This is a genomic window from Granulibacter bethesdensis, assembly GCF_001889545.1.
In the GTDB taxonomy this organism is placed as follows: Bacteria; Pseudomonadota; Alphaproteobacteria; order Acetobacterales; family Acetobacteraceae; genus Granulibacter; species Granulibacter bethesdensis_B.
Genome location: NZ_CP018194.1, coordinates 949,437 through 971,645, shown reverse-complemented (window position 1 = coordinate 971,645; position 22,209 = coordinate 949,437). Strand labels below are relative to the sequence as shown.

Annotated in this window: 21 protein-coding genes; 12 read left to right on the top strand and 9 right to left on the bottom strand. The window is 60.6% G+C overall.

Annotation, left to right across the window (positions count from 1 at the left end; genetic code table 11):
* Window positions 1-5: 5 nt before the first annotated feature.
* Entirely contained in the window at window positions 6-305 is a 300-nt protein-coding gene (locus GbCGDNIH8_RS04285; protein ID WP_072572225.1) for an FAD assembly factor SdhE, read from the bottom strand.
* Between the two features lie 115 nt (window positions 306-420).
* Between GbCGDNIH8_RS04285 and recG the strand changes: the two genes are divergently transcribed.
* Both recG and GbCGDNIH8_RS04275 read left to right on the top strand, forming a co-directional pair.
* Window positions 421-2,478, top strand: a complete 2,058-nt coding sequence (gene recG, locus GbCGDNIH8_RS04280; RefSeq protein WP_072573621.1) for an ATP-dependent DNA helicase RecG — start codon at window positions 421-423, stop codon at window positions 2,476-2,478.
* A gap of 55 nt (window positions 2,479-2,533) precedes the next feature.
* Complete coding sequence (locus tag GbCGDNIH8_RS04275; protein WP_072572224.1) at window positions 2,534-3,034, top strand: hypothetical protein; 501 nt, start codon at window positions 2,534-2,536, stop codon at window positions 3,032-3,034.
* On the opposite strand, the gene GbCGDNIH8_RS04270 is transcribed toward GbCGDNIH8_RS04275, so the two are convergent.
* The 7 genes from GbCGDNIH8_RS04270 to tpiA form a co-directional block, all read right to left on the bottom strand.
* Entirely contained in the window at window positions 3,031-3,522 is a 492-nt protein-coding gene (locus GbCGDNIH8_RS04270; protein ID WP_072572223.1) for a low molecular weight protein-tyrosine-phosphatase, read from the bottom strand. The genes GbCGDNIH8_RS04275 and GbCGDNIH8_RS04270 overlap by 4 nt on opposite strands.
* A 15-nt stretch (window positions 3,523-3,537) precedes the next feature.
* Window positions 3,538-3,915: an OmpA family protein gene (locus GbCGDNIH8_RS04265; RefSeq protein WP_072572222.1), complete on the bottom strand. Its 378-nt coding sequence runs from the start codon at window positions 3,913-3,915 to the stop codon at window positions 3,538-3,540.
* 138 nt (window positions 3,916-4,053) lie between these two features.
* Window positions 4,054-4,881 (bottom strand): creatininase family protein, encoded by an 828-nt coding sequence (locus GbCGDNIH8_RS04260; protein ID WP_072572221.1) that lies wholly within the window; start codon window positions 4,879-4,881, stop codon window positions 4,054-4,056.
* A gap of 39 nt (window positions 4,882-4,920) precedes the next feature.
* Window positions 4,921-5,769: a 3-deoxy-8-phosphooctulonate synthase gene (gene kdsA / locus GbCGDNIH8_RS04255; protein ID WP_072572220.1), complete on the bottom strand. Its 849-nt coding sequence runs from the start codon at window positions 5,767-5,769 to the stop codon at window positions 4,921-4,923.
* Window positions 5,762-7,396, bottom strand: a complete 1,635-nt coding sequence (locus tag GbCGDNIH8_RS04250; RefSeq protein ID WP_072572219.1) for a CTP synthase — start codon at window positions 7,394-7,396, stop codon at window positions 5,762-5,764. Before GbCGDNIH8_RS04250 ends, kdsA begins: the two co-directional genes overlap by 8 nt.
* Before the next feature lie 65 nt (window positions 7,397-7,461).
* A complete protein-coding gene (gene secG, locus GbCGDNIH8_RS04245; protein ID WP_072572218.1) occupies window positions 7,462-7,863 on the bottom strand; it encodes a preprotein translocase subunit SecG in 402 nt (133 codons plus the stop codon).
* 270 nt (window positions 7,864-8,133) lie between these two features.
* Entirely contained in the window at window positions 8,134-8,883 is a 750-nt protein-coding gene (tpiA, locus tag GbCGDNIH8_RS04240) for a triose-phosphate isomerase (RefSeq protein WP_072572217.1), read from the bottom strand.
* A 185-nt stretch (window positions 8,884-9,068) separates the two neighbouring features.
* Between tpiA and GbCGDNIH8_RS04235 the strand changes: the two genes are divergently transcribed.
* The 10 genes from GbCGDNIH8_RS04235 (at window position 9,069) to lexA (ending at window position 20,001) form a co-directional block, all read left to right on the top strand.
* Window positions 9,069-11,000, top strand: coding sequence for a peptidyl-prolyl cis-trans isomerase (locus tag GbCGDNIH8_RS04235; RefSeq protein WP_172822893.1), 1,932 nt, complete (start codon window positions 9,069-9,071; stop codon window positions 10,998-11,000).
* A complete protein-coding gene (gene trpE / locus GbCGDNIH8_RS04230; protein WP_072572215.1) occupies window positions 10,997-12,547 on the top strand; it encodes an anthranilate synthase component I in 1,551 nt (516 codons plus the stop codon). The genes GbCGDNIH8_RS04235 and trpE overlap by 4 nt, the downstream gene beginning before the upstream one ends.
* A 7-nt stretch (window positions 12,548-12,554) precedes the next feature.
* A complete protein-coding gene (locus GbCGDNIH8_RS04225; RefSeq protein ID WP_072572214.1) occupies window positions 12,555-13,016 on the top strand; it encodes a DUF488 domain-containing protein in 462 nt (153 codons plus the stop codon).
* A gap of 2 nt (window positions 13,017-13,018) precedes the next feature.
* Entirely contained in the window at window positions 13,019-14,671 is a 1,653-nt protein-coding gene (locus GbCGDNIH8_RS04220; protein WP_072572213.1) for a tetratricopeptide repeat protein, read from the top strand.
* 123 nt (window positions 14,672-14,794) lie between these two features.
* Window positions 14,795-15,409: an anthranilate synthase component II gene (locus GbCGDNIH8_RS04215; protein ID WP_072572212.1), complete on the top strand. Its 615-nt coding sequence runs from the start codon at window positions 14,795-14,797 to the stop codon at window positions 15,407-15,409.
* An 8-nt stretch (window positions 15,410-15,417) separates the two neighbouring features.
* Window positions 15,418-16,458 carry an anthranilate phosphoribosyltransferase gene (gene trpD, locus GbCGDNIH8_RS04210; protein WP_072572211.1) on the top strand — a complete coding sequence of 347 codons (1,041 nt, stop codon included), beginning with the start codon at window positions 15,418-15,420 and terminating at the stop codon, window positions 16,456-16,458.
* Between the two features lie 107 nt (window positions 16,459-16,565).
* The gene (trpC, locus tag GbCGDNIH8_RS04205; protein ID WP_408874690.1) at window positions 16,566-17,459 is read left to right on the top strand and encodes an indole-3-glycerol phosphate synthase TrpC; all 894 of its coding nucleotides are present in this window, start codon (window positions 16,566-16,568) and stop codon (window positions 17,457-17,459) included.
* A 1-nt stretch (window position 17,460) separates the two neighbouring features.
* A complete protein-coding gene (moaC, locus tag GbCGDNIH8_RS04200; protein ID WP_072572210.1) occupies window positions 17,461-17,949 on the top strand; it encodes a cyclic pyranopterin monophosphate synthase MoaC in 489 nt (162 codons plus the stop codon).
* A gap of 10 nt (window positions 17,950-17,959) precedes the next feature.
* The gene (locus GbCGDNIH8_RS04195) at window positions 17,960-19,165 is read left to right on the top strand and encodes a molybdopterin molybdotransferase MoeA (RefSeq protein ID WP_072572209.1); all 1,206 of its coding nucleotides are present in this window, start codon (window positions 17,960-17,962) and stop codon (window positions 19,163-19,165) included.
* A 104-nt stretch (window positions 19,166-19,269) separates the two neighbouring features.
* Window positions 19,270-20,001: a transcriptional repressor LexA gene (lexA, locus tag GbCGDNIH8_RS04190; protein ID WP_072572208.1), complete on the top strand. Its 732-nt coding sequence runs from the start codon at window positions 19,270-19,272 to the stop codon at window positions 19,999-20,001.
* Here lexA and GbCGDNIH8_RS04185 read toward each other — a convergent pair.
* Window positions 19,995-22,127, bottom strand: coding sequence for a ComEC/Rec2 family competence protein (locus GbCGDNIH8_RS04185; RefSeq protein ID WP_081368828.1), 2,133 nt, complete (start codon window positions 22,125-22,127; stop codon window positions 19,995-19,997). The genes lexA and GbCGDNIH8_RS04185 overlap by 7 nt on opposite strands.
* Window positions 22,128-22,209 lie beyond the last annotated feature (82 nt).

Below are 22,209 nucleotides of genomic sequence, written 5' to 3'. Positions count from 1 at the left end.
TCCGTTCAACGTCCGGCGGCGTCCTTCATCGCACGGAGCAAGGGGGTGTCATGATCCGGCGGGATCGGCCTGCGCCCGGTCAGCCAGTCCGCGAGGTCGGGATCGGGCAGATCCATGATCGCCTCCAGCGCCTCCAGCTCCACTTCGGAAAACTGTTCCAGACGGGCCGCGACATAGCCGCCAATCAGGATGTCATTCTCATGCGTGCCACGATGCGTGGCCCGGAACAGCAAACGACGGCGTCGTGATTCCAGAGCGGGATCAGGAACAGGGGAAAGATCAGAAGGGGGGGTTTCATGGACCATCAGGCCGGTTCATATAGCCGCATGGGCCGTTTTGTCAGCCCGCCATATCCACGATCCGGTCACGATCTGCGATTCAGCTCAAAATACCGGTTCACATCAGGGAGATCACGCACCGGTGGAGAGCGATCCTTTTTCCACCCTGTTCGCTCCACTGACCTCCCTGCCCGGCATCGGCCCGGCTCTTGCCCCGTTGCTGGAGAAAGCCTGCGGTGGCACGCGGGTGCTGGATCTGCTGTTTCACCTGCCGGACGGCTTTACCCGCCGCACGGCCATCAGCGCTCTGCGGGAAGCTCAGCCCGGCACGGTGGTGACAATCGCGCTGGAAGTCATGGCGCATCATGCTCCGACCACCAGACGCCAGCCATGGCGTGTAAAAGTAATGGACCGGGAGGGACATGAGGCAGATATCGTGTTCTTCAGCCGCGCCCGGCTGGATCGCCTGCCGATCGGTACCCAGGTCGCGGTTTCCGGAAAGACCGACAGGTTCGGTGAAAAAATTACCTTTCCCCATCCTGACCATATCGTCCCCATCACCCAGATGGACACCATTCCGGCCATCGAGCCGATCTGGCCACTCACCGCCGGACTGTTTCCGGGCCAGATCCGTCGTGCGCTGAAAGAAGCACTAGGCTGCCTGCCCGATTTTCCGGAATGGATTGATCCGCATCTGCTGGCGAAGAAATCCTGGCCCTGTTTCGGTGCCGCGCTGCATGCGCTGCATCAGCCGGAGCAAATACCGGATCAATCCCCGCATGAACGGCTGGCCTATGACGAGCTGTTCGCCCATCAACTGGCCATGGCATGGATGAAACGCCGCGAACGGCAGCGTCCGGGCCGGTCTCTCTCCGGCGACAATACCTTGCGGGAGGAAGCTCTGGCCCGGTTCGGCAAGCCGATGACCGGCTCCCAGCTTCAGGCCCTGTCCGAAATAGATGGGGATATGGCGGCCCCAAGGCGCATGCTGCGGCTGTTGCAGGGCGATGTCGGGGCCGGCAAAACGCTGGTGGCGCTGATGGCAATGCTGCGTGCGGTGGAGGCGGGTACGCAGGCGGCCCTGATGGCCCCCACGGAATTACTGGCGCAACAGCATTACCGCACCCTGTCGAAACTTTCCCCGGTGCAGGTCGGGTTGCTGACCGGCTCGGTCAAAGGGGTGGCGAGACGCAATCTGTTGCTGGGTATTCAGGCCGGGCGGATCAGGATCATCGTCGGCACCCATGCGCTGTTTCAGGACAGTGTGCAGTATCGTGATCTCGGCCTCGCGGTGATTGACGAGCAACATCGCTTCGGAGTCGAGCAACGCGGCATGCTGGGCAGCAAAGGCAGCCGGACCGATGTGCTGGTCATGACCGCCACCCCGATCCCCCGCACCTTGCTGCTGACGCAATGGGGCGAGATGGATGTCAGCCGCCTGACCGAAAAACCGGCTGGACGCCAACCCATCCGCACCACCTTGCACCCTCTGGGCAAGCTGGACGCCGTGATCGATGGTATCGGCCGGGCGCTGGACAAGGGTGATCGTGTCTACTGGGTCTGTCCACTGGTCAGCGAAAGCGCCGTCAGCGATCTGGCAGCGGCAGAGGAGCGTTTTGCCGCGCTGCGTGCCCGGTTCGGTGATAAGGTCGGGCTGGCACATGGTCAGCAGGACAGCGCCGAACGCGAGGCCGCCCTTGCCGAGTTCGCCGCGGGCCGCACCAGCCTGCTGGTGGCAACGACCGTGGTGGAAGTCGGCGTCGACGTGCCGGAAGCCAGTATCATGGTGGTGGAGCATGCCGAGCGATTCGGACTGGCCCAGTTGCATCAGTTGCGCGGGCGGGTCGGCCGTGGTGCTGCGGCCAGTTTCTGCCTGCTGTTGCATGAAGACGGCATGAACGAAACCGCGCGTCGCCGTCTGACATTACTGCGGGATACGGAAGATGGCTTCCTGATCGCCGATGAGGATTTCCGGCTGCGGGGAGGTGGCGATCTGCTCGGGAAGCGACAATCGGGCCTGCCCTCCTGGCGACTGGCGGATACGGACCGGCATGCGGGGCTCCTGCGCATCGCCAGCCGGGATGCCGCCTATCTGCTGGATCAGGATCCCGGCCTGACAGGCCCCCGTGGACTGGCAGCACGCTCCCTGCTGCGGCTGTTCGGTCGGGGAGATGCCCTGCGCAATCTGGATGCCGGTTGAACCGTTCTTTTCATGGCCCATGTGAAATAGCCCATGTAAAACAGGGAGGCAGGTTATGAGCAGACTGAAACAGCATCCCCGCTGTCGGCGGATCAGCACCGACCTGTTTATTTTCATTTCGGCTTTCCTGGCAGGCAGCCTTCTGTCCTTCCCCTGTCCGGCCCAGACCTCATCCCCCCAAGCCTCATCCCCCCAGACTGCAGCACAAACCACTGTGCAGCAGAGCAGCCCGACCACTGAAACAGCCAGCCGCCCCGCCACCGGCGCCGTCAATCGCGCCACCGACGATACCGCTGCACGGCCGGCAGAAGGCAGCGCCGTGCTGACGAATACAAACCCGGCCGCCTATCCTGCCTCCATGAATAATGGCGGCAGCACGGCAAACAGCCAGTCTGCCATGCTCCCCTCTTCTTCAGTCGCATCGGCCGGAGGCAATTCCTCAGCCTCGATCAACTCTGGAAAAAGCAATGCCACGACCGGTTGCAGATCACAGAGCAACGGACTTGGCCCCGTCGTCATAGGGGCAGGCATAGAAGACTGTGAAAGCGCCCCTTAGCCGGATGGCGTATTCCGTTCCCGCAAAAGCCGCACCGCCAGACCAGACGCACCTGCCGATACATCGGTCCAGGTCATCTCGAAATCTTTCAAGTCGCCATAATAAGGGTCGGCGACAGACTGGCCCTCTCTTCCAGACACTTCATCCAGAAGCAGACTGAGGGAAGCCCTGGAATCTTTCGGACGCAAACGGCGCAAGGCAGCCAGATTATCGCGGTCCAGTGCAATGATATGGGTAAAACGACTAAAGTCATCCGCGCTGAGCTGTCTCGCCCGATAGCCTGAAATATCCACTCCATGACGCCGCGCTATGGTCTGGGCACGAGGATCAGGGGGCTCGCCTGCGTGCCAGCCTCCAGTCCCGGCAGAATCAATCTCCACAGTCAGGCCGGCACGCTGAGCCTCCCTCCGAAAAGCAGCCTCTGCCAATGGAGAACGGCATATATTACCCAGACAGACAAACAGAACCGCACCGGGAGACGGCTGCATAATCCCGTCTCCTGATCAGGGGTGCTCGAATCTGATCTCGACCCGGCGGCTTTCCTGATTGTTCCATTCCGGCTGGGTCTGTCCATGACCCCGCGCCGTGATCCGGGCCTGCGGAATGCCGGCCTTGATCAGATCCTTGCGAATAGTGTCGGCACGCTCTTCTGACAGATCATGATTATCCTTGGCCGAGCCGACAGGGTCCGTATAGCCGACCACAATAATATTCTGATCGGGATGATCCTTGGCGTAGGTCACCGCCACTTTCAAAATTGGCAGGCTGTCAGCTTTCGGTTGAGACGCATCCGGGGCAAAGAATATGAAGTAATTCTGCGCCGGATGATGAAAACAGGCTGTCAGCAACAGCAATCCCGCCACACTCAGAATGCCTGCCATGCGCTGGCCGAAGCTCCTGAATCGGCCCGTCCTATCGAAGCCGTTCCTGTCAACCCGCGTCATCGTCTGCATCCTGTCCTGATGGTGTCGCCCCGGTAAGGCCGATCCGGGTTACAACATCCTGTCCCGGATTTCGTTTCACTGCCGTTTTACAAGCGATGAATCAATCGCTTCCTGCAACCGGGCCAGATCGAATTTTTCAATCTCATGCAGCAGGCTGACAAACTGGCTGGCCAGATGCTCGGCCAGAATACGCCCCTTCTCTGGACTGGCCGCTCTGGCATCCCCGCATGCTCCGCCGGGATTCAGATCCTGTGCTGTCCACGCATAGGGAATCCGTCCTGTCGCCGACAGATGCCGATGAGAATCATCCCGATGCGCCGGCACGAAATCATCAATCCGTGACAGACGCAATTGATCGGGCCGCAGATGCATCATCAGGGATGTTTCCAGCGCCCCCCCATGAATGCCCGTCGACCGTTCCAGCGGCGAGAACAGGCCGTCCGGCACCCCGAGCCTGGTCCAGCCACACACCGTGACGAACATGCCAAAACGGATACGAAGCTCCCGCGCCACGATATCGAGAATCTGCGGCTGCCCGCCATGGGAATTCAGAAACACCAGACGCCGGAACCCGGCACGCGCCACACTGGCCCCCAGATCCCGCAGTACAGCCAAAAGCGTATCCGCAGAGAGGGTCAGCGTACCGGGAAAGGCGATATGCTCCTCGCTCCATCCCACTGCCTGCATCGGCAGTGCGAGCACCTGCATATCATCGGGCACACGATCGAGAGCAAGCTTCAGAAGCCCCTCATTAATGGCTGCATCGACCCATAATGGCAGATGCGGTCCGTGCTGTTCCACCGCCGCAACAGGCAGAACAGCAATGGCGGCCTCCTTATCAAGGGCGGCGATCTCGGGCCAGCTCATATCCTGCCAGTAACGGAGGGGTTTATCGGCTGTCATGCTGTTTCCCCTCCCGTGACGTGATCATGCGCTCTGACGTCAGCCAGCCTTACCGAGCACATCGAACTGCTTCAACCGGCGGAGGGTTTCCTCCATCTGGTCGAGCGGAATCATATTCGGACCATCGCTCGGTGCCCGATCCGGATCGGGATGGCATTCGATGAACACGGAGGCAACGCCGACGGCCAAGGCCGCGCGTGCCAGAATCGGGGCAAAGGTACGGTCTCCCCCCGATGCCGTGCCCTGACCACCCGGCTGCTGCACCGAATGCGTGGCGTCGAACACCACCGGATAGCCGGTCTGCGCCATGATCGGCAGCGCCCGAAAATCCGTGACCAGCGTGTTATAGCCGAAACTGGCACCACGCTCCGTCAACAGCAGATTGTGATTGCCGGTCGAAGCAATTTTCGCGGCCACGTTCCGCATGTCCCAGGGGGCCAGAAACTGCCCTTTCTTGACATTGATCGTGCGACCGGTTTCCCCGGCTGCCAGCAGAAGATCAGTCTGGCGACACAGAAAAGCCGGGATTTGCAGAATATCGACGGCTTCTGCCGCCGGTTTGCACTGCCCGATATCATGAATATCGGTCAGCACCGGAATGTCGAACCGTTCCCTGATCCCGGCCAGAATATCAAGGCCGCGCTCCATCCCGACCCCGCGCGCACCACCGACACTGGTTCGGTTGGCCTTGTCGTAGCTGGCCTTGAACACCAGCGGGATGTCCAGCCGCGCACAGATCGCATGCAGTTCCGCCGCCACATCTTCCGCATGCGCGCGGCTTTCAATCTGGCATGGCCCCGCGATCAGGACGAAAGGCAGATCATTGCCGAAACGCACATTGCCAACCGTGACAATCCGCGCCTGCCCGCTATCCTCGCGATCAGACAAGACGCGCCTGCCGGACCGCAGCGGCCACAAAACCGGAGAATAACGGATGCGGATCAAACGGCTTGGATTTCAGTTCCGGATGATACTGCACGCCAATGAACCATGGATGATCGGCATATTCCACGATCTCCGGCAGCACCCCATCCGGAGAGAGGCCGGAGAAGCGCAGACCGGCAGCTTCCAGTTGCTCCCGGTAATGGATGTTCACCTCATAGCGATGGCGATGACGCTCCTGCACCACCGGCACGCCACCATAGGTTTCGCGAGCCAGCGATCCCTCGATCAGCGCCGCCGGATAGGAACCCAGCCGCATTGTGCCACCCAGATCACCGGAGGCCGAGCGACGCTCAAGGTCATTCCCACGCGCCCATTCGGTCATCAGCCCGACAATTGGCACCTCACACGGTCCAAATTCGGTGGAGGACGCATCGGGCAATCCGGCGAGATTTCGCGCCGCCTCGATCACCGCCATCTGCATGCCGAAACAGATTCCCAGGAACGGAACCTTGTGTTCACGGGCAAAGCGCACCGCCTCAATCTTGCCTTCGGCTCCACGCTCACCGAAGCCGCCCGGCACCAGAATACCGTGCACTCCTTCCAGACGCTGCACAGAGTCGGATTGCTCGAAAATCTGGCTGTCCACCCAGTCAATCTCGACCTTCACACGATTGGCGATACCGCCATGGACCAGCGCCTCGGCCAGGCTCTTATAGCTGTCAAGCAGGGTGATGTATTTACCGACGATTGCGATCTTCACCACGCCATCAGGGGCGCGTACCACATCGGCAATCTGACGCCAGCGGGTCAGATCCGGCTCTCTCTCAATCGGGAGATTGAAGTGCCGCAGAACCTCCCGGTCCATGCCTTCCTCGTGGTAGCGGATCGGCACGGAGTAGATAGTATCGACATCCAGCGCCGAGACGACCGCTTCCTGACGCACATTACAGAAATTGGCGATCTTGCGACGCTCGTTTTCCGGGATCAGACGGTCACAGCGGCACAGCAGCATGTTCGGCTGGATACCGACATTCTGAAGTTCCTTCACCGAATGCTGCGTCGGCTTCGTCTTCAGTTCCCCCGCGGAAGGAATGTAGGGCACCAGCGTCAGATGCACGAACATGGTGCGTGACGGGCCAAGCTCGTTGCCCAGCTGGCGGATCGCCTCAAGAAAAGGAAGGCTTTCGATGTCGCCGACAGTTCCACCGATTTCGATCAGGGCGAAATCGAGGTCCGGGTTCAGATCACGTGTCACCGCATCCTTGATCGCGTCGGTGATGTGCGGGATCACCTGTACCGTGGCGCCCAGATAATCGCCGCGCCGCTCCCGCGCGATCACGTCGGAATAGATGCGGCCGGTGGTCGCATTATCGGATTTGCGGGCATGCACACCGGTAAAACGCTCGTAATGGCCGAGATCAAGGTCGGTTTCCGCCCCGTCATCGGTCACAAACACCTCACCATGCTGATACGGGCTCATCGTGCCCGGATCGACATTGAGATAAGGATCAAGCTTCCGCAGACGGACGGAATAACCACGCGCCTGCAACAGCGCACCGAGGGCCGCCGAAGCGATTCCTTTCCCGAGGGAAGAAACCACGCCGCCGGTGATAAATACGAACCGCGTCATGAGATCTCAATCTTCCGTGGCAAAGGAACAGGACAAATACAGTGCGTGAGGAGACGCGCTCATCATTAATTGGCCGGCACCTGCGGCGCCGAAGGCGTTTGGGGAGCAGCTGTTTTTGTATCAGGCGCGGCAGGCTGGCTGCCGGCCGCCGGATGCGCAGGCGGGGCAGCGGGCAATGACGGGCTGGAAGGTGCAGCAGGCGTGCCCTGACCAAACAGCACGGAATGGCCGACACCCGCCGTACCGCGATTGAGCAGCGCAAGCGCCAGGGAAAGCAGCATGAACAGCGTCGCCAGAATCGCCGTGGTGCGCGTCAGCAGATTGGCGGTGCCGCGACCGCTCATGAACGATCCCATTCCCTGAGAGCCGCCAATGCCCAGACCGCCCCCTTCGCTGCGCTGGATCAGAACCACGCCAATCAGCGCCAGAGTCACGAACAGGTGGATTATCAGCAGCACGGTATTCATAAGCAGCCTTTCGCGGCCGGAGGCCGGTTATTCCAGATGATCGTTCCAACCATATAGCACGGTCAGAGCCGAGGATCGTCTTTCAAAGCCATCATGCCGACATGACAAAGGCCCTGTGACCGTAATGGGGTGACCATAACGGGGTGACCGCAGCGGGTAACCGGCGCGGTTTCTACAGATATGCCCGGACTCTGCAAAGCATTCCGTTACGCAAAATGCGGACATCCCCCATGCCGGTATGCCCGGCCCTCCCTGCATGCCGGCTTCCGGTCAGGCAGAAGCCGCGGCAATGGCCAGAAAATCCTGTGCCGACAGGCTCGCGCCACCGACCAGCGCACCACCAACCTCCGGCACGCGCAGCAGGCTGGCCGCATTCTCCGGCTTGACCGAGCCGCCATATAAAATCCGGATGCCCCGCCCGGCTTCTCCGAACTGACGGACCAGCTCCTCGCGGATAAAGGCATGCATCATGGCCACATCCTCTACCGTCGCCGTGCGCCCGGTACCGATGGCCCAGACCGGCTCGTAAGCAATAACACTGTTCGACTCCGCTGCAAAACCGTCCGGCAGGCTGCCCTTGATCTGCCAGCCAACAATCTCCGTCTCCCGGCCGGAGGCGCGCTCATCCTCTGTTTCGCCGACGCAGACGATCGGGGTCAGACCGAACTGGCGGGCTGCCAGCACTTTCTCACGCACTGTTTCACTCAATTCACCATGATCGCGGCGGCGCTCCGAATGCCCCAGAATCACCCAGCGCGCCCCTGCCTCGACCAGCATTTCCGCAGACAGATCGCCCGTATGCGCGCCGGAACAGGCCATATGACAATCCTGTGCCCCGACCTCAATCCCGCTACCGGCCAGAACCGACGCCGCATGCGCAATCAGTGTCGCAGGCGGGCAGATCAGCATGTCGCAACTTTGGAGAGCCTGAGGAGCCGCATCACGCAGGGCCTGCAACAACGGCTCCGACGTACTGCGCAGTCCGTTCATTTTCCAGTTTCCGGCAATCAGCTGGCGCATGGCGTATCGGGACCCTTCCGAAATCTAAAAACCGCCTTTCTGCGGCATGGACGGTCTCTCAGTAAGGCGGTTCCGGGCAAGACGCAAAATACAGCCCGGCTCTATCAGCACCAGCGAGACCATTTCCCTGACGGTCAAGCCGCATTATGGTGCCCGCCCTTATACGCTCCATGGATATCTGCCCCATGCTCGCTGTCTTTCGAAACTCTCTCAATGCGTGGCCAGTGCGCCTGTTGTTCGGCCTTCTGGTGCTGGCCTTCGTGGGATGGGGATTCTCTGACGTCTGGACCCAGGCCACCGGGGGCGGCGCACTCGCCACCGTCAATGGCAGCCGGATCGAACCTCAGGCTTTTCAGGCCACCTATCAGAGAGAGCTGAATCGCGTGCGCCAGCAGATGGGCGGGGGAAGGCAGGATGTGCCACCCGACATGCGCAAAATGGTGGCTCAGCAGGCGTTGCAGCAGATGGTGACGGAAACAGTGCTGGATGACCTGACCAGAAAAATGGGGCTGACCACACCGGATGCCGATATCCGGCAGGCGACCTACGCTATTCCTGCCTTTAAAAACGATCAGGGCCAGTTTGATCAGGCACGCTTTAATGCCGTTCTGAACAGTGTTGGTCTGACGGAAGACAGCTATGTCGCCTATTTGCGGCGTACTATGACGGAACGCCAGCTTCTGGACGCGATCCGCGCCGGAGCCAGCGCCCCCAAAATTCTGGTGGCTCCGCTCTTCGCCTGGCAGAAGGAGCAACGCAGCGGTGACATGATCGAAATTCCGGTCTCCGCAGCACCTGCCCCGCCCCAGCCGACTGACAAGCAACTGGAGCGTTACTGGGCCAACCATCCCGCACGCTATACCGCCCCGGAATACCGCCGGATCAAGGCCATCGTCCTGACCCCGGAAACGGTCGCCAAAGCCATAGAGGTACCGGAAAAAGACCTCCATGCCTGGTACGACACGAATGGCAGCCATTTCGACACACCGGAAAAGCGGGATGTCAGCATCGTTCTGGTGCCGGATGAAGCAAAGGCCAAAGCGCTGGCCGAGCAATGGAAAAATGGGGCTGACTGGACAAAAATCAGCGCTCTGGCCAATGCCGATGGCGGCAGCGCGGTGGAACTGGCCGGCATCACAAGACAACAGCTGCCGCTTCCTGATCTTATGCCTCTGGCTTTCGAGACCACGAAAACCGATCAGATTGCCGGGCCGGTTCACGATTCGCTCGGCTGGCATATCGTGCGTGTCGGCAAAATCCAGCCTGCCACCCATCGTAGCTTTGAGGAGATGAAGGAGGAGATCAGACAGATCCTCTCCACCCAGCGCGCCATGGAGCAGATTTATGACCGCTCCGCACATCTGGATGAAGCGTTCGCTCAGGGATCGACCCTTGATGACAAGCTTCCGGACGCGGACGCAGTGGCAGCGATTTCAGGGCAGCTGGACATGCAGGGCAATACCCGTGAAGGCACCCCGGCCCCCATCCCCGGCTCTGACCAGTTGAAGCAGGCGCTCATCACCGCTGCGTTCTCCATGAAAAAAGGCGATGCGCCGCATCTGGTGCCCGTGACGCCGCAGAGCCAGCCGGGTGCGCCCGCCGGACCAACCACCTATTTCGCCGTGCAGGTGGAGGACATTATTCCCGGCGCCCTGCGCCCCTTCTCCGAAGTCAAGGCCGAAGTGACCGCGGACTGGATACAGGACAAACGCCACCACAGCCAGGAAGAGGCCGCCACCCGCGCCATGCTCGCCCTGCAGGAAGGAAAGTCCGTGGCTGATGCCGTCACCCTCTCCGGCGGCACGCTGAAGCAGATTCCCCTGCTGACACGTCAAGGCAAAACCGGCGATGTCAGCGCCGATATAAGACGCGCGTTGTTTGCCCTGAAGCTCAATGACAGCACCATGGTGAACACGCCGGATGGCTTCGCTGTCATCCGCCTGACCCGTATTCTCAGCCCGACCGAAAAGGACGACCCGGCTGCCTTCTCACAGGCGCAGGAACAGATCACGCAAGGGCTGGCCGAGGATCTGGAAAATACATTCCTCGCATCGCTGCGGTCCAAAGCCGATGCGCGGGTCAACAACGCTCTGCTGCAACGGATACTGCAACAATGACGCCCCCGCCTTTTTTCCCGGATTTCGAAACAGTCAACGCCGCCTATGAGCGGGGTGAGGGCGTGCTGGTCTGGGCACAGGCGGTGGCTGATCTGGAAACGCCGGTCTCCGCCTATCTGAAGCTGGCCAACGGGGAGCCGAACTCCTTCCTGCTGGAAAGTGTCGAGGGAGGCGCCACACGCGGGCGGTATTCCATTATCGGCCTTCGCCCCGATCTGCTGTGGCGGTGCCGGAATGGTCAGGCTGAAATCAACCGGGCCGCCCTGACCGACGCCAGAGCATTCACGCCCGAACCCGGCACACCGCTGGACAGTCTGCGCCGCCTGATCGCCGAGACCAGGCTGGATATCCCGGATGGTCTGCCCGCTATGGCAGCCGGGCTGGTCGGCTATCTCGGCTATGACATGGTGCGGCAGATGGAAGTGCTGCCCACCAAAAATCAGACCGTGCTGGACGTGCCGGAAGCCATTCTGGGCCGCCCTTCCCTGATGGCGATTTTCGATACGGTCAAGGATGGCCTGACCCTCGCGGCACCTCTCTTCCCGCGCTCCGATATCAGCGCCAGGGATGCTTATGAGCGGGCCTGCGCAACAATTACGGCTGCCCTCACCCGTCTGGCTGGTCCCCTGCCCGCCTGTGCCATGGTGACGGGCCTGCCCCAGGATGGCGGCAGCGATGGCGTCGGCACGATCGAGCCTTCATCCAATATCAGCCGCGAGGATTTCGAGGCCGGTGTCGTGCGGGCTATCGACTACATCCGTGCCGGAGACGTGTTTCAGGTGGTGCCGAGCCAGCGCTTCTCTGCACCGTTCTCCCTGCCACCCCTCGCCCTGTATCGGGCACTGCGCCGGATCAACCCCGCTCCGTTCCTGTATCATCTGGCTTTCGACGGCTTTGCCGTGGTGGGCAGCAGCCCGGAAATCATGGTCCGTCTGCGCGATGGAGAAGTCACGATCCGTCCCCTCGCCGGCACCAGACGGCGCGGAGCGACCCCGCAGGAAGATCAGGCGCTGGAGCAGGAGCTCCTTGCCGACCCCAAGGAACGGGCCGAGCATCTGATGCTGATTGATCTCGGTCGCAATGATGTGGGCCGCGTGTCCGAACTCGGCAGCGTACGGGTGACGGAGAGCTTCGTGATCGAGCGGTTCAGCCATGTGATGCACATTTCCTCCGAAGTGCGCGGCACGCTGAAAGCGGGTCTGGATGCGGTAGATGCGCTCTGTGCCGGATTCCCGGCCGGCACGCTGAGCGGGGCACCAAAAGTCCGGGCGATGGAAATCATCGAGGAACTGGAACCAGACCGGCGCGGGATATACGCTGGCTGCATCGGTTATTTCGCGGCTGATGGCACCATGGATACCTGCATTGGCCTGCGCACCGCGGTGGTAAAGGATGGCATGATGCATGTGCAGGCGGGCTGCGGGGTGGTGGCCGACAGCGATCCCGCTGCCGAATACGAGGAAACCCGGCAGAAAGCCCGCGCCCTGTTCCGTGCCGCGGAAGAAGCCATCCGCTTTGCCGCTGCGACCCGAGACGCACAGGAATAACCACGTCATGTCCCCTGCGCCACTTTATACCATTGGCTATGAGAAAACGGCTCAGCGGGACGTCATTGAGGCTCTGCTTCAGGCCGGGGTCAAAACACTGATTGATGTCCGGGATCGCCCGTTATCCAGACGGGCTGGATTTTCAAAAACCGTCCTTGCCAACAGTCTGGCGGAGCACGGAATTTCTTATGTCCATCTCCGCCCGCTTGGCACCCCACCTGAAGGACGGGAAGCTAACAAGAGACGTGACTGGCCTCGCTTCTGGTCCATCGTGGACGAAAAACTGACCACACCGGAAGCAGAGATGGCCCTTCAGCAAGCTGCAACACTGGCTGGTCAGGCACCGTGCTGCCTGCTTTGTTACGAAACCGATCCTCATATCTGTCACCGGCTGCGCGTTGGTGAAGTCCTGCAAAAGCGGCATGGTTTTCAGATGCATCACCTTTTCGCCACCGGGGTTGTTTCGTGAGCATGTTTGAACAGTCCTGGTTCGAACGCGCCCGCGCTGCCCACCGGGAGGACAGGCTCGAAGACGCCGAAAATGCATACCGACAGGCATGGCGGGAAAATCAGTCTGATCCTGCGCCTGCCCATCTTCTGGGCTTGCTGCTGATCAAACGGCAGGACTACAGCGCTGCCGCTGCCATTCTGCGGCAGGCGGCAAAACTGGCCCCTCAGGATGGCCAGATCCAGAATACGCTGGCTCATGCCTGTCTGCAGGACTCGCGGCATGAAGAGGCGGAAACCGCGTTCCGCAACGCCCTGCATCTGGAGCCGAACCGCCCGGACTATGCGGTTGGTCTGGCCTCCCTGCTGCACGATCTGGGACGCAGTGAGGAAGCCGTCACCCTGATGCGCGGCGTGGTGGCCGCCAGCCCGGACAATGAAGCGGCAGAGGAAGCACTTGGCACACTCTGCGCCGCGACGGGCGCACTCGAAGAAGCCGTTCCCTATCTGACCCGAGCCGTCTTAAGGCAGCCTGACAACCCCGATCTGCTGCTGTCTCTGGCCGGCGCCTGCAAGGATCTTGGCCGACCGGAGGAAGCAGAACCGCTGCTGCGCCGGGCACTGGCGCTCAGGCCCGGTCATCCGGCAACGGAATTCAATCTTGGCTATGTGCTGATGCTGCTCAGCACGATGCAGGAAGGGTACGCGCTTTATGAGGCGCGATGGCACCGTGACGGGCGGCAACCACGTCCTTTCCCCTGCCCCCGCTGGGAAGGACAGGACACACAGGGCCAGACCATCCTGCTATGGGCCGAACAGGGTATGGGGGATACGCTGCAATTCGCTCGCTACCTGCCTGTTCTGGCCAGGCAGCACAGGATCGTAGTGGAGGTGGATCAACCTCTGGTCAGGCTGATCAGGCATATTCCCGGCATTATGTCAGTCGTGCCGCGCGGTGCGACCCTGCCGCATTACGATCTGCATTGCCCGCTGCTCAGCCTGCCGCATGTGATGAATGATCCCTATATTCGCAATGCAGAGCCGGTCCCTTATCTGTCTGCATCCTCAGCGTATGAAGCGCAGTGGAAAAGCACATTCCGGCAAATACTTGGCCCCCGGCCAGGCGATGCCCTGATCGGCCTCTGCTGGGCTGGCAGCATCCGGGATGATGATGCCGGGCACAAGCATTGGAATGCCCAGCGCTCCCTGCCTTTGTCTGCTTTCGCGGCATTTTCCCAACTTCCCGGCGCTCATTTCGTCTCGCTCCAGAAAGGGCCACCGGCACAGGAAGCCAAATACCCTCCCGCCGGGATGAACCTGCTTGATCCAACCATGCATCTTTCCGACTTTGAGGACACGGCAGCACTGATTATGGCGCTGGATCTGGTGATTACGGTGGATACATCCGTTGCCCATCTGGCCGGTGCTCTTGGTAAACCTGTGCTGATGCTGAACCGTTTCACCACGGACTGGCGCTGGCGCATGCATGGCACCCGCACCGCATGGTATCCTTCCATGCGGATCGTCCGGCAGCCAACACCCGGTGACTGGGAGACGGCACTGGGAGAAGCTCGTTCCATCCTCACCCGTTTTCTGTGCGCTTTCCGGAATGGAGATGCTGATCCCCTTCATGGCTCAATGGAAAGCGGCTCAGCGCCAGAAACATTTCCGGCATGACAACAACGGTCTGGGCGCGGGGATTGAAACGCGCCACGATGAGAACAACAAAGGCAGAGATGCAGAGGATAAACACTCTGTGTTCAGAGCAGACAACCAAGCGGAACGCCGGGTGCGGTGACGATGATCCTTCTGATCGACAATTACGACAGCTTTACCTTCAACCTGGTACAGTTTCTGGGCGATCTGGGCGTGACCTGCGATGTGCGGCGCAACGATCACATTACCGTGGAACAGGCCATCGCCCTGCGCCCGGAGGCGATCGTGTTGTCCCCCGGCCCCCGCGCACCGGAGCAGGCAGGAATTTGTCTGCCGCTGGTGCAGGCCGCGGCTGAACACACCATCCCGCTATTCGGGGTATGCCTTGGTCATCAGACGATCGGTCAGGCCTTTGGTGGCGTTGTCTGCCGTGCGCCCTATCCGCTTCATGGCAAGACCTCCCCCATTCATCATAGGGGGCAGGATGTATTCTCCGGCCTTCCTGACCCGTTTGAAGCCACCCGCTATCACAGCCTGATCGTCGAGCGGGAGACCCTGCCGGACGTGCTGGAAATTACCGCCGAGACGGAAGATGGTCTCATCATGGGGCTGCGCCATCGCTCCCTGCCGATTTGCGGCGTGCAGTTCCATCCGGAGAGCATCGCCAGCCGCCATGGCCATGCCATTCTGGCCAATTTTCTTGCCGCCGCTCGGGGGGAAGCTGTTCCAGCCATCCTGCCGCCGCGTCTTGCCGCCTGATTTTTCTGATGACCCCCTCCCCTGTTCCGGCGCAGACCGATCTGCGCCCCGTTCTGTCACGCCTCGCCAAAGGTGAGCATCTGAACGAAGAAGATGCCTTCGCAGCCTTTGATCTGATCATGCGTGGTCAGGCTACATCCTCCCAGATTGCCGCGCTGGTTATGGCCTTACGTCTCCGTGGAGAAACAGAAGCTGAAATGGGCGGAGCCGTGCGGGCATTGCGGTCACATATGATCCCCATCAAAGCGCCGGATGGCACCATTGATGTCTGTGGCACGGGCGGTGACGGTGCGGGAACACTCAACATATCCACTGCCGTCACCTTCGTAGTGGCCGGATGCGGCGTTCCAATCGCCAAGCACGGCAACCGCGCCCTCAGCTCCCGCTCCGGTGCCGCCGACGTCCTGACAGCGCTGGGCGTGAAGATCGACCTGAGCACGGAGCGTCAGGAAGCCATCCTTCATGATGAGCACTGTGCATTTCTGTTCGCACCCCATTTTCATCCAGCCCTGCGTCATGCCGCGGAAGCACGTTCACAGCTTGGCATCCGCACCCTGTTCAACCTGATCGGGCCGATGGGGAACCCTGCTGGCGTCAAGCGCCAGTTGACCGGTGTTTTCGATCCGATCTGGGCCGTGCCAATGGCCCGGGTCCTGGGAGAGCTTGGCACGGAGACATGCTGGATAGTCCATGGTCTCGGCCTGGATGAACTGACGCTGGCAGGCGAAAGCCAGGTCACTGCGCTGGAAAACGGCATCTTGCGCCAGTTCAGTGTGACCCCGGAAGAGGCCGGCCTGCCCCGCGCACCACTGGATGCCATTCAGGGTGGGGATGCGGACCATAATGCCCGCGTCCTGCAGGCCTTGCTTGATGGAGCCGACGGACCATATCGTGATACTGTCTGTCTGAACGCGGCGGCTGCCCTGATCGTCGCCGGACAGACCGACACGCTGAAAGAAGGGGTGACCCTTGCCCGCCGATCCATTGATGATGGATCAGCATTATCGGCCCTGAACAGGCTTCGGGCAGCAACAAATGCAACCCCTTGATCCCTTTGACTTTATCGGGACACTGAAGAAGCCCGTTTTTGCCATCGCCATGACGGTGGTATAGGCCTGTTGCTTCTTCATTCGTGCCTGTGACTGCTTTCGGAGCCATGATGACAACACTTCCCGCCTCACAGCCGGATCAGACCACGCCAACCGAAACCGGGGCCGCCACGTCCACCGGTTACGATGTGCTGGCGCGTATCTGCGCCGATACCCGCAAGGAAGTGACGCAACGCAAAGCGTTGCTTTCCAAAGAAACGTTGATCAACCGTATTCGTGATCTGCCGGCCCCCCGTGGCTTTGGGCAGGCGCTGAAAGATGCCGTACTTCAGGGTGGCTATGGTCTGATCACCGAGATCAAGAAAGCATCGCCGTCCGGCGGGTTAATCCGCCCTCATTTCAATCCGGCCGAGCTGGCAAAAGCCTATCAGGCCGGGGGCGCGACCTGTCTGTCCGTGCTGACCGATGAGCCATATTTCCAGGGTGACCCGGAGCATCTGGTCTCTGCGCGTGCCGCGGTATCCCTGCCGGTGCTGCGCAAGGATTTCATTCTCGATCCTTGGCAGGTCTATGAAAGCCGCGCCATGGGGGCAGACTGCATCCTGCTGATCATGGCCGCCCTGACCGATGACGAAGCACGGGAACTGGAAGAGACCGCCCGTCATCTTGATCTGGACGTGCTGGCTGAAGTCCATGACGAAGGCGAACTCGATCGTGCACTGGCCCTTCAGACGGGACTGATCGGCATCAATAATCGCAATCTGAAAACCCTGAAAACAGATCTCTCTACTACCCTGAACATCGCGCCATTGCTTCCGCCCGACCGGTTTCTGGTCGCGGAAAGCGGCATCCGCACGCATGAAGACATACAGCGTCTGGCAGCAACGGGCGTACGCAGCTTTCTGATCGGCGAAAGCCTGATGAGGCAGCATGATGTCACCAAGGCCGTGCGTGAGTTGATAGGCATCGATTCTTTACCTCCTGTCCCACCCATTGCCTGACATGCAGGACACGCCTTCTCCCCGCCTGACCCATTTCAATGCCGCCGGGGAAGCAGCCATGGTGGATATTGCCGGCAAACCGGTCACGGACCGGCTGGGTGTCGCCCGTGGACGGATCACGATGCAGCCATCCACATGGGCGATGATTCAGGAAGGCAGTGCCAAAAAAGGCGATGTGCTGGGCGTTGCACGTCTGGCAGGGATTATGGCGGTCAAGCGGACGGCTGATCTGATCCCGCTTTGCCATCCGTTGCCAGTCACGGCAATCACGGTTGATTTCCGCAATGATAGACCGGGAGAAGTCGAGATTGAGGTGCGGGTGCGGACGTCCGGGCGCACAGGCGTTGAAATGGAGGCCCTGACCGGGGTTAGCATCGCCGCCCTGACCATCTATGATATGTGCAAAGCCGTTGATCGCGGCATGATTATCAGCGACATCCGTGTGGTTGAAAAATCCGGCGGCAAGTCAGGTGATTTCCGGCAGGACTGAACAAAGAATCATGATCCCGGTCGAAGAAGCCCGCGCCCGTATTCTGGCCTCCGTCTCCCCCACCATGGCCGAGACGGTCTCAATCGCTGAGGCTCATGGTCGGGTACTGGCTGTCAATGTGCAGGCGCGGGTGACCCAGCCTCCTCATGATGTTTCAGCCATGGATGGCTATGCGGTGCGGTGCGCCGATGCAATTGCGGATGCCAGACTGACCGTCATCGGCGCGGCCCCAGCCGGACATCCGTTCAGCGGCAAAGTGGAAACCGGTCAGGCAGTTCGCCTTTTCACCGGCAGCGTCGTTCCACAAGGCGCAGATACCATCCTGTTGCAGGAAGAAGCGCAGCGACAGGATGACATCGTTATTCCTGCCGAGACCGTGCGGCCTGATCGCCACATCAGACGGCAGGGACAGGATTTCACCGTCGATCAAACCGTGCTGGAATCAGGCCGTATCCTGACAGCGCGGGATATCGGTCTTGCCGCTGCCGCCAATATTCCCTGGCTGGCGGTTCATCGCCGCCCTCGCGTTGCGGTACTGGCAACCGGCGATGAAATCGCACTGCCCGGGGAGCCATTACCGCCGGGTGGGATTGTCAGCTCCAATTCCCACATGCTGGCCGCCATGATCCGTGCGGCTGGCGGCGACCCAATCCTGCTTCCGCTCAGCGGTGATGACAGCGATACCATCCGTGTCCGTGCGGAAGCCGCCACAAAATCCGATCTTCTGATCACCATCGGCGGCGCCAGCGTGGGCGATCATGACCTGGTACGCTCTGCGCTGGGAGAGCACGGGGGGCTGACGCTGGATTTCTGGAAAATTGCCATGCGACCGGGCAAACCGCTGATGCACGGACAGCTGGCCGGAACACCTTTGATTGGACTGCCGGGCAACCCTGTCTCGGCCTATGTCTGCGCCCTGCTGTTCGTGCTGCCTGCATTGGAGGTGTTACGCGGTCTGCCTGCCTCTTCCTTGCGGACACAGCCGGCACGACTGGCGGCCCCCTTGCGGGCCAATGATCATCGCACCGACTTCATGCGCGGAATCGTAACGCAGACGGAGTCCGGTCCGGTTGTCGAAGCCTTTCCTGTGCAGGATTCTTCAATGCTGAGCACACTGGCACGGGCCAACGCATTGATCATGCGTCCGCCCCATGCGCCACAGGCCGCAACGGGAGAGATCGTGTCAGTCCTGCCCCTTGATAGTGCCGGATTATAAAGGACGCTTGACGCGACAGAACGAACTTATGTAGAACATATTTGTTGCTTGTTTGTTCTTTTGTGCGCTTTTTCCTTCCGGGACGGTCTTGAAAGGCCTTCTGCATGCTGACACGCAAACAGTATGAGCTGTTACTACTCATTGACGGCCATCTGCGTAAAACAGGCTTTTCCCCCAGTTTTGAGGAAATGAAGGCGGCCTTGAACCTGAAATCCAAATCAGGGATTCACCGCCTTATTTCAGCACTGGAAGAACGCGGCTTTCTGCGCCGCCGCCATCATCGCGCCCGGGCGCTGGAGGTGATCCGCATGCCGGAAGCCGCCAGCATGCCGATACCGAAAACAGCGCCACCCTCTATACCTCCCGCCTCCCCTCCTCCCGCTTTTACCCCGAATGTCATTCAGGGGGGATTTTCCAATCGGATTGCAGGGGTATGGGCGGCTCAGGATGCTTCTGCGGTGCAGCTTCCTCTTTATGGGCGGATTGCCGCCGGTATGCCGATTGAAGCATTGCGGGACACCAGCGCCTATCTCAGCGTGCCGATCGATATGCTTGGCAACGGGGAACACTACGCACTGGAAGTTGCTGGCGATTCCATGATCGATGCCGGTATTTTCGATGGCGATACAGTGATTATCCAGCAATCGGATCTTGCCGAAAACGGGCAGATTGTCGTCGCCCTGATCGATGACGCCGAAGTCACACTCAAGCGCCTGCGGCGACGCGGCAAGTCGGTGGCACTGGAACCAGCGAATGAACGCCATGAAACCAGAATTTTCCCTGCTGATCGCGTACGGGTGCAGGGAAGGCTGATCGGCTTGCTTCGCCGTTACTGAGGGATTGTCTCATCCGTCCGGGCCAGCGGCGCTTTCCACTGGCCCGGGCTGGTATCAGGTGGTGACGGCACCCATGGTCGGTCCCCACGCCATGCCCGGTCTGTCAGCACGGAAATCCTTCCGGGCCTGAACCATACCGCAATGCTGCCCTCATCGCGTATCTGCGACAGGGATATCACGGGCTGATTCCGACACTGGCTGCTCCAGCCATCCAGAATGACGGCAAGCGCTCCGGGCTGACATATCTCCCCGCCCTCCCCCGTTTTCAGAAAGACCGCCGGGGCACCTGACAGCGGCGTGACGAGACAGCCGCTCTCACCACATCGCGCCATGTGCGGGGCGAGACGCCCGGCCACGGAAAGCGGCGTAAAATCTCTAACACCCCAATAAGCCTGCCATGCCTCCGTCAGCAGGGGCGAACTTCCCTTGTCGAAAGCAAAAACACGTGGACCGGCTCTGACCGCGACCATACGTGCATCCGCTGATATCAGAAGGTCGGCAGGCACAGTCAGCCAGACAGACGCCATCCCCGCCACCATGACCGGCACACCGCACAGCCGGACACGACCACGCCAGAGGCAAAGCCAGATCAGGCCGGCACTGATCATGAACAGTCCCCAGCCTGGCATTGGCGGCACAGCAAGGACGGCAGCCGGCAAGGCTGCGACCAGTTTCGCAACGGTCAGGATCAGCCTGATCCCGATTCCCATAACAGCAAAAACGGGTTGATCAAGGCCAAGGGGCAACAGGGTCATAGCCAGCAGACCGGCCGGCATGACCCAGAATGCCATCAGCGGCACCGCGATCATATTGGTCACCACGAAATAAAGCTGGAGCTGCCCGAAATGATAAATTCCGTACGGTGCCGATGCAGTGCCCGCCAGCAGGCTGGTCAACGCCACCGCCGCCAGATGATGGAGCATACGCCGCCCGGCCAGACCGGCCAGCCATGGTCCCAGCGCCTCATATCCGGCGGCCAGAGCCATCACGGCAGCAAAACTCATCTGGAAGCTGACACCGGTGACTTCATACGGCCAGATCAGGACAATCAGAGCTGCAGCAATCGCCAGCCCTCGCATGGACAATGCCCTGCGCCCCAGAAACAGGGCGAGACAGGCAATCATCGCCATGACTGCGCTGCGTATGATTGGCACATGTAACCCGGTCATTACCGCATAGGCGATTCCTGACAGCAATGCAGTCACGGCGGCAATCTGTCGGCACGGCCAGAACAGCGCCATATATTCGCTCCGGGTCAGCAGCCAGCGCGTCACGGCAAAGATGGTCCCCATGACAATCGCGATATGCAGACCCGCAATGGCCAGCAGATGAGCCAACCCCGTATCCCGAAACAGAAGACGGATAGATTGCGGAATGGAAGCAGTATCTCCGGTCAACAAAGCCGTTGCCACCGCTCCCTCACTCCCGGGCAAGGCTGTGCGAACGTGATCGGCGATCATTTCCCGCATTCTGGCCAAACGGATCGAGGCCGCATCCTGCCGCGATGTGAGATGCGAAACCGGGGCCAGGGCAAAACCGAAAGCTCCAATCCCGGAGAAGAATGCGTCTCTCTGCCGATCCAGCGCCCCCGGATAAGCAGGCCATGGCGGCGGTCTGATCAGCGCCCGCACCGATATCCTGTCACCTGATTGAAGGTGTGCATGGTCTCCATCCCGCACTCTCAGCCGTACCGAACGCTGCCAATGTGTCACCCCATCCAGCAAGGGAGCGGCAACAACAATTCTGCGCCAGTCTGGTCCGGTCTCAACCGCGGTCACAATCCCTTCCACGATCACGGCCCTGTTTGGAACAGGCTCCAGCGGCAGAGCGGTCAGAACGGCGTATTGCCCTGCGCTCCATCCCACCGCCACCGCCACCCCCATACCAGTCACTGCACGCAGGATCGGGCTTAACCAGCCTGCCACGAGCAGGCAGATCATCAGCCCGAGAGCAGATAACCCCACCCATATCGGCGGCTCCGTTGGAGCCAGAAAATACAGATAATCCCCGGCCACCATGCCGACCGGCAGCCACAGGGAAAAGCGCCCGAACTGCTGACCGGCCAACGCCCCGGCAGCATCCCGCGCACTCTGACTGGCCCGGCGGAGATAGATCAGTGGCTGCACTGCAATCGGCTATGAAATATACGAATGGAAAGGCTACGCGGGTTTGTACTCCCTGACCACGCACAAGCATGTTAGAGGCGGT

Coding starts and splice junctions, on each gene's coding strand:
- GbCGDNIH8_RS04285 (WP_072572225.1), bottom strand. CDS start 305: ATGGTCCATGAAACCCCCCCTTCTGATCTTTCCCCTGTTCCTGATCCC.
- GbCGDNIH8_RS04275 (WP_072572224.1), top strand. CDS start 2,534: ATGAGCAGACTGAAACAGCATCCCCGCTGTCGGCGGATCAGCACCGAC.
- GbCGDNIH8_RS04270 (WP_072572223.1), bottom strand. CDS start 3,522: ATGCAGCCGTCTCCCGGTGCGGTTCTGTTTGTCTGTCTGGGTAATATA.
- GbCGDNIH8_RS04265 (WP_072572222.1), bottom strand. CDS start 3,915: ATGGCAGGCATTCTGAGTGTGGCGGGATTGCTGTTGCTGACAGCCTGT.
- GbCGDNIH8_RS04260 (WP_072572221.1), bottom strand. CDS start 4,881: ATGACAGCCGATAAACCCCTCCGTTACTGGCAGGATATGAGCTGGCCC.
- GbCGDNIH8_RS04250 (WP_072572219.1), bottom strand. CDS start 7,396: ATGACGCGGTTCGTATTTATCACCGGCGGCGTGGTTTCTTCCCTCGGG.
- secG (WP_072572218.1), bottom strand. CDS start 7,863: ATGAATACCGTGCTGCTGATAATCCACCTGTTCGTGACTCTGGCGCTG.
- tpiA (WP_072572217.1), bottom strand. CDS start 8,883: ATGCGCCAGCTGATTGCCGGAAACTGGAAAATGAACGGACTGCGCAGT.
- GbCGDNIH8_RS04235 (WP_172822893.1), top strand. CDS start 9,069: ATGCTCGCTGTCTTTCGAAACTCTCTCAATGCGTGGCCAGTGCGCCTG.
- trpE (WP_072572215.1), top strand. CDS start 10,997: ATGACGCCCCCGCCTTTTTTCCCGGATTTCGAAACAGTCAACGCCGCC.
- GbCGDNIH8_RS04225 (WP_072572214.1), top strand. CDS start 12,555: ATGTCCCCTGCGCCACTTTATACCATTGGCTATGAGAAAACGGCTCAG.
- GbCGDNIH8_RS04220 (WP_072572213.1), top strand. CDS start 13,019: ATGTTTGAACAGTCCTGGTTCGAACGCGCCCGCGCTGCCCACCGGGAG.
- GbCGDNIH8_RS04215 (WP_072572212.1), top strand. CDS start 14,795: ATGATCCTTCTGATCGACAATTACGACAGCTTTACCTTCAACCTGGTA.
- trpD (WP_072572211.1), top strand. CDS start 15,418: ATGACCCCCTCCCCTGTTCCGGCGCAGACCGATCTGCGCCCCGTTCTG.
- trpC (WP_408874690.1), top strand. CDS start 16,566: ATGATGACAACACTTCCCGCCTCACAGCCGGATCAGACCACGCCAACC.
- moaC (WP_072572210.1), top strand. CDS start 17,461: ATGCAGGACACGCCTTCTCCCCGCCTGACCCATTTCAATGCCGCCGGG.
- GbCGDNIH8_RS04195 (WP_072572209.1), top strand. CDS start 17,960: ATGATCCCGGTCGAAGAAGCCCGCGCCCGTATTCTGGCCTCCGTCTCC.
- lexA (WP_072572208.1), top strand. CDS start 19,270: ATGCTGACACGCAAACAGTATGAGCTGTTACTACTCATTGACGGCCAT.